The following is a 10,224-nucleotide window of genomic DNA, read 5'->3' as shown; positions in this document are numbered from 1 at the left end:
GCCATTGCCTCCATGCCAATCGGCTTGATTTTGCTGGCCTGTCCTGCCGCACCGAAGGCTTCGTAGCGAGCCCGACAGATGTCACTCATCGCTTGCATGGCGACCTTTAGATACTTGCGCGGGTCAAATTCGGACTTATTTTCATGCAAGAATTTACGGATCGCCCCGGTCGATGCCATTCGAAGATCCGTGTCGATATTGACTTTTCTGACACCGTGTTTGATGCCTTCCTGGATCTCCTCGACCGGAACCCCGTAGGTTTGCCCCATGTCACCGCCATATTCATTGATAATGGCCAGCCAATCTTGCGGCACCGAAGACGAACCATGCATCACCAAGTGCGTATCCGGAATGCGCGCGTGGATTTCCTTGATGCGATCGATCGCCAGAATGTCACCTGTCGGTGGACGCGTGAATTTGTAGGCGCCGTGGCTTGTGCCAATAGCGATCGCCAGTGCATCCACCTGCGTCAACTTCACGAATTCCGCGGCTTCGTCCGGATCCGTCAACAGTTGACTATGATCCAATTTGCCTTCTGCGCCAGACCCGTCTTCCTCGCCAGCCATGCCGGTTTCCAGCGAGCCAAGGCAACCGAGCTCACCTTCAACTGACACGCCACAGGCATGCGCCATTTCGACGACTTGGCGAGTGACTCTGACGTTGTATTCAAAATCAGACGGCGTTTTCATGTCTTCCAGCAAAGAGCCGTCCATCATCACTGAGCTAAAACCAAGCTGAATGGAACGGGCACAAACGGCGGGCGAAGCCCCGTGGTCTTGATGCATACAGATAGGAATGTGCGGCCATTCTTCCATCGCTGCCAAAATCAAGTGGCGCAAGAAGTTAGGGCCGGCATATTTGCGTGCCCCTGCAGATGCCTGAATGATCACCGGGCTGTCTGTGGCATCGGCTGCCATCATCACTGCCCGCATTTGCTCCAGGTTGTTCACATTAAATGCCGGAATGCCGTAGCCATGCTCGGCGGCGTGATCCAGTAATTGCCGCAATGTAATCAATGCCATCTTGTTCTCTCCTTACGTTAATTGGTTTCGTTGGCACGCTGTTGCAGAATCTCAACGGCTGGCAACGTCTTACCTTCAACAAATTCCAAGAACGCGCCGCCGCCGGTAGAGATGTAGCTGATGTGCTCCGCCACCTCAAACTGATCAATCGCGGCCAGGGTATCGCCGCCTCCCGCCACGCTGAATGCATGGGACTCAGCAATCGCCTTGGCAAGCGCACGCGTCCCATCAGCAAATTGAGGCAACTCGAACACCCCCACCGGACCATTCCAAATGATGGTGCCGGCCTGCATCAGTACCTCAGCCAACCGACGGGCGGTTTCCGGGCCAATGTCCAGAATCATATCATCTGCTGCCAGTTCAGCAACGGGCTTAATGACCGCCGGTTCGTTCGCATCCAGTTGTTTACCGACCACCACATCGACAGGCAGCGGGATCTCTGCCCCTTTTTCTTTGGCTTTGGCCATCAATGCTTGGGCGGTCGGAATCAAATCTGGCTCAACCAGTGACTTTCCAACGTCCAGTCCGGTCGCAGCAATGAAGGTATTGGCAATACCACCGCCAATAATTAACTGATCGACCTTATTGAGCAATTGTTCCAGCACCGTCAGTTTGGTTGACACCTTGGATCCACCGACAATGGCCACCAAAGGCCGTTTTGGCGATTCCAATGCCTTGCCAAGGGCCTCTAGCTCGGCCACCAACAGGGGGCCGGCACAAGCCACCGGCGCAAATTGCGCCACACCATAGGTTGAGGCTTGGGCACGATGTGCGGTTCCAAAAGCATCCATGACAAACACGTCGCACAACGCGGCGTATTGCTTGGCAAGCTCTGGATCGTTTTTCTTCTCGCCCACATTCATTCGCACATTTTCAAGCAGTAAAACACCTTCTGGCTGGTCTTGGATGCCATTGAGATAGTCTTTTACCAAGGTGACCGGTACGCCAAGCAACGACTGCAGATGCTCAGCGACGGGGCCCAGTGAATAGTCAGCCGACCACTCGCCCTCGACCGGACGTCCCAAATGGGACATCACCAAAACTTTCGCCCCCTGCTCGAGCGCCATGCGAATGGTTGGCAGGGCCGCCCGAATTCTCTTGTCTGATGTGATCTGGCCGTTATGAATGGGGACATTGAGATCTTCACGAATCAAGACGCGCTTATTGCGCAAATCCAGATCAGACATTTTGATCATGTTCACAATGCAAGTCCTCGCGCTTTTTTAGACAACACTTAAGGAAAACGCGGCCGTAGCCGCGTTGCCATCATCCCGCTTTGGCCATCGCCAACGCCGTATCAAGCATACGGCAGCTGAATCCCCATTCATTGTCATACCAAGCCAATACTTTTACCTGCTTGCCGATGACACGGGTTTGGGTGGCATCAAACACGGACGACGCGCTGTGATGATTGAAGTCAGTCGAGACCAGTGGCTCATCGTTGTAGGCCAACACATGGTCATCGGCCGCTTCTTTCATGATGGCATTGATTTCCTCAACCGACGTCTCGCGTGCGGCTGTGAACGTCAGATCCACCACCGAAACATTGATTGTCGGCACCCGCATGGCAAAGCCATCGAGACGTCCTGCCAATTCTGGCAACACTAAGCCAACCGCCTTGGCCGCCCCGGTTTTGGTCGGAATGATTGATTGTGCCGCGGCGCGCGCACGACGCAGATCTTTGTGCTGATTATCAATGATCCGCTGGTCGTTGGTATAGGCATGAATGGTGGTCATCAAGCCTTGTTCAATGCCAATATGCTGATGCAGCACTTTCGCCACGGGAGCCAAGCAGTTGGTGGTGCACGAAGCGTTAGAAACAATCCGGTGCTCCGGCCGCAGGATGTCATGGTTGACACCATAGACAACGGTGGCATCAATATCACTGCCGCCCGGTGCCGAAATCAGTACTTTCTTAGCCCCACCAACAAAGTGCTTGCTAGCCCCTTCTCTGTCCTTGAACTTACCAGTGCACTCCAAAACGATATCAACGTCGTGATCGGCCCAACGCAAGTTCTCCGGATTTCGATCGGCGAGCATGGCAATGGCGTCACCATTCACATACATGTGCGTATCATCTCCGGTCACTTCGGCATTGAAACGACCGTGCGTGGTGTCATATTTGGTCAAGTGAACATTGGTGGCAATGGGGTGAGATGAGTTGATCGCCACGACCTTGATTTCATCCTGTCGCCCCAGCTCATAGATGGCACGCAATACCATTCGGCCAATCCGACCATAGCCATTAATTGCAACTTTTACTGTCATCTCATACTCTCCAGATAGTTATGACGGGTTTGATTCCGTAAGTACGTCCCGACACACCGACACCAAATGACTCGCGGTCAGGCCAAAAGCTTCGAACAAGTCAGCCGCTGGCGCCGACTCGCCAAAGCGAGCGACGCCAACCACGGCGCCATCCAGTCCAACATAACGACGCCAATAATCAGGATGCGCCGCCTCAATGGCCACACGTGCTCGAACCTTTGGCGGTAACACCTGCTCACGATAATCTTGCGGCTGTGCATCAAAACGCTCACAACACGGCATCGCCACCACGCGTACGCTGACCCCTTCTTGCGCCAAGGTGTCAGCTGCCGACAAGGCCAATTGCACTTCCGATCCTGTGGCTAGGATGATGAGCTGCGGCGTGTCGGCACTATCGCGCAAGATGTAACCACCCCGTTCAACTTGTGCCACTTGTTCAGGCGAACGCTCAAGTGCTGGCAGGCTTTGTCGAGACAGCACCAGCGCGGTGGGTCCCTGGCGACGTTTGATCGCTTCTGCCCAAGCCACGGCGGTTTCCACCAAATCAGCCGGACGCCATGTTTCTAGGTTTGGCGTGGTGCGCAAACTGGTCAATTGCTCCACCGGCTGATGCGTCGGTCCGTCTTCGCCCAAACCGATGGAGTCGTGGGTATACACAAAGATGGTTCGCTGCTTCATAAGCGCGGCCATGCGTACCGCATTGCGCGCATATTCCATAAACATGAGGAAGGTGCCGCCATAAGGAATGAATCCGCCATGCAACGCCAAACCATTCATGATGGCGGACATGGCAAATTCTCGCACCCCATAGAAAATGTAGTTGCCTGTCGCATCTTCCTTAGTGATGGGCCGACTGTCGGGCGTCATAGTGAGGTTGGAACCAGTCAAATCCGCTGATCCGCCTATTAAACTAGGCAACTCAGGCACAAGATACGACAGCACCTTTTGCGATGCTTTGCGCGTCGCCATTGCCTCTGTGGATTCCGAAAGCGAACGAATCCATTGATTGAGTTTATTGACAAATTCTTTTGGCAGCTCACCAGCCAACCGTCGGTTGAGCGCTTCCGCCGCTTCCGGATAGGCTTCGTGATAAGCCAGATACTGCGCCTGCCAATCCTCTTCCAATTGCCGGCCTTTCTCTCGGGCATCCCAAGCGGCGTAGATTTCCTCGGGAATTTCAAAAGGCGGATAGGGCCAGTCGAGGCGATTGCGCGCCGCGGCAATTTCTTCAGCCCCCAATGGCGCACCATGGCAACGCTCCGTCCCTTCTTTGTTTGGCGCGCCAAATCCGATCACTGTTTTGCACTGAATCAAGGTTGGCCGGTCTGTTTCTTCACGCGCCTGCACTATGGCCGCATGGATGGCCTCGGGATCATGCCCGTCAATCGGCCCAATGACCTGCCAGCCATAACTGGTGAAACGACGCCGCACATCCTCGGTAAACCATCCTTCGACGTCACCATCAATGGAGATACCGTTGTCGTCGTAAAATACAATCAGTTTCCCAAGCCCGAGCGTACCAGCCAATGAACAGGCCTCATGCGAGATCCCTTCCATCAAACAACCGTCACCGGCAAACACATAGGTGTAGTGATCAATGATGTGATGGCCAGGCTTGTTGAACTGAGCTGCCAGCACTTTCTCGGCAATGGCAAATCCCACTGCATTCGCCAATCCTTGACCGAGCGGCCCTGTGGTCGTTTCTACGCCAGGCGTGTACCCATATTCCGGATGCCCTGGTGTTTTAGAGTGCAACTGCCTAAAGTTTTTCAAATCATCAATGGTCAACGCATAGCCGGTCAAATGCAGCAGTGCATACAGAAGCATCGAACCATGCCCATTGCTGAGCACGAACCGATCACGATTGACCCAATTAGGGTTATTCGGATTATGACGAAGAAAATCGCGCCAGAGCACTTCGGCAATATCTGCCATCCCCATTGGAGCCCCTGGATGCCCAGACTTGGCGTTTTCCACCGCATCCATGCTGAGGGCACGAATGGCGTTAGCGAGTTGAAAGCGTGACAGCATAAAATGGTTGCTCCGCAGACCCGGATTTTTGAGGGCGCATATTGTCGCAATTCGGGCCTCAATTCGCAAATGATTTGGCTAAAATTTGTCCAGAATTTCCGGGGCAGCCCACAACCTAAGACAATGACTACTGAGAAGCGAGATAACGGTTCTTTAGGTGTACATAGTTACGCGCGGAATATTTGAAAAAGGCCATTTCCTCATCTGTCAAAGGCCGAATTTTGCGCGCCGGCGAACCAACCCACAAATGGCCAGACGTCAGTGTCCGTCCCGGCGGCACAATACTGCCAGCGCCTAGCACCACGTGGTCCTCGACCACCGCGCCATCCATCACCACGCTGCCCATGCCAATGAGACATTCGTTGCCAATCTGGCAACCGTGCAACATCGCCTTATGGCCAATGGTGACATCGTTGCCAATCACCAGGTCATGTCCCTCTGGATGGTAGGGGCCTGCGTGAGTGACATGCAACACACAACCATCCTGAACACTGGTGCGTTCACCAATGGTGATGGCATGCACATCGCCACGCACGATCGCCATGGGCCAAATAGAACTATCGCGTCCGATGCGCACTTGGCCAATGACCAGTGCCGTTGGGTCTATGTAAACGCCTTCTCCAATCTCAGGGACAAAATGCTCGAATGGTCTCGTAGTCATATCACTTCATCGTCACAAATTCTTCAGCCGCAGTCGGATGAATGGCAATCGTATTGTCAAAGTCCGCCTTGGTCGCCCCCATTCCAATGGCCACGGCGAACCCCTGCAACATTTCATCGGCACCGGTACCAATGACATGCAAACCAACCACTTTCTGTCGGCTTGTGTCTTCCGGTGCATCAGGGTCAATCCGGCACACCAATTTCATACGCGCTGGCTGTGGATGTCGCGTCAATGCACTTAGCATCGGTGTAAATGATGAAGTATAGGTCTTGACCGAATTTTCTCCAAAACGAGCGACCGCTTCCGGTTCACTCATTCCCACCGTCCCAATCGGCGGGTGAGAAAACACAACGGTTGGGATCAACGAATAATCTAAATGCAGCCCCGCCTCGCCATTAAAGAGGCGGCGCGCCAAACGACGCCCCGCCGCAATGGCCACTGGCGTCAGCTGAGCACGTCCCGTCACATCACCCACGGCGTAGATACCCGGAACATTGGTGTTTTGATAGTCGTCCACTGGAATGTATCCACGTCCATCGACTTTGACCCCTGTTACCGCTAAGTTCAAGTCACCGGTTGCTGGCTCACGGCCGATGGCCCAAATGACCGTATCGAATCCCTGATACTGCTCGCAACTTTCTGGCCCAGTTTGAAAACACACGGTCAACTTGCCATTTTCCTGCTTCACCCATTGCGGCACGTGCAACGTGTACACTTGAATGCCGTCTTGTTGCATCTGCGCCATGAGCGTTTCGCCAAGCAACGGATCGAAACTTCTCAATATTTGTTCTTTACGAACCGCGAGACTGACCTCGCTCCCAAGGCTATTCAAAACCCCTGCCAATTCGACCGCAATATACCCCGAGCCAACGACAAGCACTTTCCCGGGTTGTTCATCAAGCTCAAAAAACTCGTCCGAGGTAATGCCCAGTTCACTGCCAGGAATCTTTGGTCGAGCAGGACGACCACCCGGTGCCAGTACAATGTGCTCAGCTTCAACTTCTATGTCCCCGACGCGCATTTGTTTAGGGCCGATAAATGAGGCATAACCACGCAAATGCGTGATATTGAGCCCCTCCAAATAACGCTGGTAGAAGCCATGAATGTTTTGAATGTACCGATTACGTGCGGCCTTCAATTGACGCCAATCGAAACCATTTTGTTCGACAGTAAATCCGTAGTCTGGCGCCCAGCGAATCATCTGTGCGATTTCTGCGCCATACCACATCGCTTTCTTGGGCACACAGCCGCGATTGACACAAGTCCCCCCGAGTTCTCGTGGTTCGGCCAGTGCCACCTTGGCGCCATGCATGGCCGCACGCGCCGCCGTCGCGATGCCACCAGAGCCTCCGCCAACCACAAGCAAATCAAATCGGGTCATCTCTGCCATCCAATGAAGTCTCGCTGGTCATTTTTCAGTTGGCTCATGCTAAACTTTTCGCACTTCAAACACCAGCCCCGAAGAGACAAATGACATCGAATCCACTCCTAAAGGACGCACAATGGCCGCCTTTTGATGCCATTCGCCCATCACATGTGGCCGAAGCCATTGACCATTGCTTGGCACGAGGCCGTCAGGAGATTCAGCGACTGATGGCGCAAGCCCCAGAAAAAATTCAATGGTTAGATCTGGAAGGATTCAAACGGGAAGATGAGCGACTTCACAACGCATGGAGCCCGGTCAGTCATTTGCACTCCGTGGCCGATAGCGAGGCATGGCGAGGCGCCTATAACGCTGCCCTGCCAAAGCTGTCCGATTACGCCACAGAAATAGGCCAAAACAAACATTTATACGCCATTTATCAAGCACTGCACCAGCAGCCGCTTGATCAAATACAACGAAAAATTGTCGAAGATGCCCTACGAGATTTTCGTCTGGCGGGGGTCTCGCTCCCAGAGGCGCAGAAAAATCGCTTCAAGACCCTGGCCCGCGAACTCTCTGAACTCGGTTCAAAATTTGGGCAAAACGTCTTGGATGCGACGATGGCATGGCATCACCACATCACCGACAAACGATTATTGGCCGGACTGCCGGAAAACACCTTGGCCCAACTCGCCCAACAGGCCAAATCACGAGGTTTGGACGGCTATGTGGTGACATTGGATCAACCCATCTATGTGTCGGTGATGACCTACGCCGACAACCGTGACTTGCGGCAAACCCTTTATCACGCCTATACAACGCGTGCCTCCGATCAGGGACCGAATGCGGGTCAGTTCGACAACACACCATTATTGATGCAAATTCTCAAGCTGAGACACGAAAAAGCCAATTTGCTCGGGTTTCCCAATTACGCGGAACTGTCGCTGGCCAGCAAGATGGCAGAATCCACGCAGCAGGTATTTGATTTTCTTTACGAACTGGTCGCAAAGGTACGACCAAAGGCGCAATCAGAACTTGAAGAGTTGAAGGCGTTTGCCGCAGAACATGGGGTGACTGATCTGCAGGCGTGGGATGTCAGCTATTTTTCCAACAAACTCAAACAACTCCGTTATGACATTGATCAGGAGGCTTTGCGCCCTTGGTTCCCATTGCCCGCCGTACTCGATGGGCTATTTGAAATCTGTCATCGTCTCTATGGCATCAATTTCCGGCGCAAAAACAATGTGGCCGTCTGGCATCCAGACGTCGAGGTCTATGAAATCTTAGATGACGGTGAAGTGATTGCTGGTTTTTATCTCGACCTTTACGCCCGCCCCCACAAACGTGATGGGGCTTGGATGGATGAATGTCGCAACCGTGTACGATGGTCGGACGGGACAACCCAGATTCCTGTCGCCTACCTGACTTGTAACTTCAATCCCCCGATCAATGGTCAACCAGCCCTGTTGACACATGATGATGTCGTGTGTCTATTTCATGAATTTGGCCACGGCTTACACCATATGTTGACAGAAATGGACATGCCAGAAGTCTCTGGCATAAGGGGCGTGCCCTGGGATGCGGTGGAGCTGCCGAGCCAATTCCACGAAAATTTCTGTTATCAGGCCGAAGGCTTGCGGCTGGTCAGCCGCCATATTGAGTCGGGACAACCACTGCCGGACACCATCATTGAGAAAATCATCGCCGCCAAAAACTTCCATGCTGCGCTTGCCATGATTCGGCAGCTAGAGTTTGGCTTGTTCGATTTTCACCTGCACGCCGACTACGACCCGTCTCGACCGAAAGATCCGCAGGCGGTACTAGATGAAGTCCGTGACAAAGTCGCGGTCATCAAGCCTCCCAAGTACAATCGTTTCCAAAACAGTTTCTCCCATATCTTTGCTGGTGGTTATGCGGCCGGCTACTACAGCTATCTGTGGGCTGAGGTGCTGTCAGCAGATGCGTTCTCAAAGTTTGAAGAAAACGGGTTATTTCACCCCCAAACAGGAAGGGCGTTTCGTAAAACCATACTTGCTAAAGGGGGAAGTGAAGACCCACTATCGCTATTCCGTCAGTTCCGTGGGCGTGATCCACAAATTGACGCACTGCTTAGGCATACTGGCATCATTCAATGCAACGGGTAAGTATCCACCAACATCCGGGTGGCCCCGAGGCATTGGCCGAGCTTGCCGAACAGCTTGGCATCGCCATTGGCATCGACACCCCGCTGGTGCTTGAATGGCATGCAGCAGACACAGGCAGGTGGCAACTTCGTGCGACCTGGGACAAGGCGCCCAAACCGCTGTACATTGACTTTCTGCACGGCGCGGTCGCGTGGAAAGTTCGCCACCCGGGTGCGGGCAAGCACCCGCTGGCCAAGGCACTAGGTGTGCGTCATGGACAGCGGCCGGTTGTCCTTGACGCAACCGCCGGTCTGGCGCGTGATGCCTACCAAATCGCCAGTTGGGGGTGTCGAGTATATTTATGCGAACGGCAACCTGTGGTGGCATTTTTGCTCAAGGATGCCCTCAGGCGCGCCCAAGCAAATGCAGACTGGCGAGCCCGTTTCGCCGACAAGCTGTTATGGTTAGGCAACCACCTCTCAAAAGCGCAGAACTTAGCGGTTGATGTAGTTTATCTGGATCCTATGTACCCACCCCCACCTCATCGCAAAACCGCCGCGGTCAAAAAAGACATGCAAATCTTGCGGCGCTTGGTGGGACATGACGACGATGCAGAAAACACCTTTCAACTTGCACTTAAACTTGCGCCCAAGGTGGTTGTCAAACGGCCAATGTGGGCCCCATCCTGGCAAAGCCCCCACACCACCATACAGCATGGTGATCACCGTTTCGATGTCTATTTATCAGGCCAGT

The 10,224-nt window shown here is 53.6% G+C and carries 8 protein-coding genes; 2 read left to right on the top strand and 6 right to left on the bottom strand.

Going from position 1 to position 10,224, the window contains the following annotated elements; all coding sequences use genetic code 11:
* The 6 genes from D6694_11780 to D6694_11755 form a co-directional block, all read right to left on the bottom strand.
* Positions 1-1,022 (bottom strand): fructose-bisphosphate aldolase class II (locus D6694_11780; protein RMH38854.1); only part of this gene is annotated, 1,022 nt, incomplete at its 3' end.
* A gap of 17 nt (positions 1,023-1,039) precedes the next feature.
* Complete coding sequence (locus D6694_11775) at positions 1,040-2,224, bottom strand: phosphoglycerate kinase (protein RMH38853.1); 1,185 nt, start codon at positions 2,222-2,224, stop codon at positions 1,040-1,042.
* Positions 2,225-2,288: 64 nt separating this feature from the next.
* Positions 2,289-3,290 (bottom strand): type I glyceraldehyde-3-phosphate dehydrogenase, encoded by a 1,002-nt coding sequence (gene gap / locus D6694_11770; protein ID RMH38852.1) that lies wholly within the window; start codon positions 3,288-3,290, stop codon positions 2,289-2,291.
* 18 nt (positions 3,291-3,308) lie between these two features.
* On the bottom strand, positions 3,309-5,321 hold the full coding sequence (tkt, locus tag D6694_11765) for a transketolase (protein RMH38851.1): 2,013 nt from the start codon (positions 5,319-5,321) through the stop codon (positions 3,309-3,311).
* A gap of 127 nt (positions 5,322-5,448) precedes the next feature.
* Positions 5,449-5,982: a gamma carbonic anhydrase family protein gene (locus tag D6694_11760; GenBank protein RMH38850.1), complete on the bottom strand. Its 534-nt coding sequence runs from the start codon at positions 5,980-5,982 to the stop codon at positions 5,449-5,451.
* Position 5,983: 1 nt separating this feature from the next.
* Positions 5,984-7,366, bottom strand: coding sequence for a glutathione-disulfide reductase (locus D6694_11755; GenBank protein RMH38855.1), 1,383 nt, complete (start codon positions 7,364-7,366; stop codon positions 5,984-5,986).
* An 89-nt stretch (positions 7,367-7,455) separates the two neighbouring features.
* Here D6694_11755 and D6694_11750 point away from each other — a divergent pair, with 89 nt between their 5' ends.
* Both D6694_11750 and D6694_11745 read left to right on the top strand, forming a co-directional pair.
* Positions 7,456-9,492: a M3 family peptidase gene (locus tag D6694_11750; protein ID RMH38849.1), complete on the top strand. Its 2,037-nt coding sequence runs from the start codon at positions 7,456-7,458 to the stop codon at positions 9,490-9,492.
* Positions 9,480-10,224, top strand: a 745-nt coding sequence (locus tag D6694_11745; GenBank protein ID RMH38848.1) for a hypothetical protein, incomplete at its 3' end; no start/stop codon positions are given. The genes D6694_11750 and D6694_11745, both read left to right, overlap by 13 nt.

It is taken from the genome of Gammaproteobacteria bacterium, from assembly GCA_003696665.1.
Classification (GTDB): Bacteria; Pseudomonadota; Gammaproteobacteria; order Enterobacterales.
The sequence above is the reverse complement of the archived record's forward strand: the minus strand, read 5'-3'. Positions and strand labels throughout refer to the sequence as shown.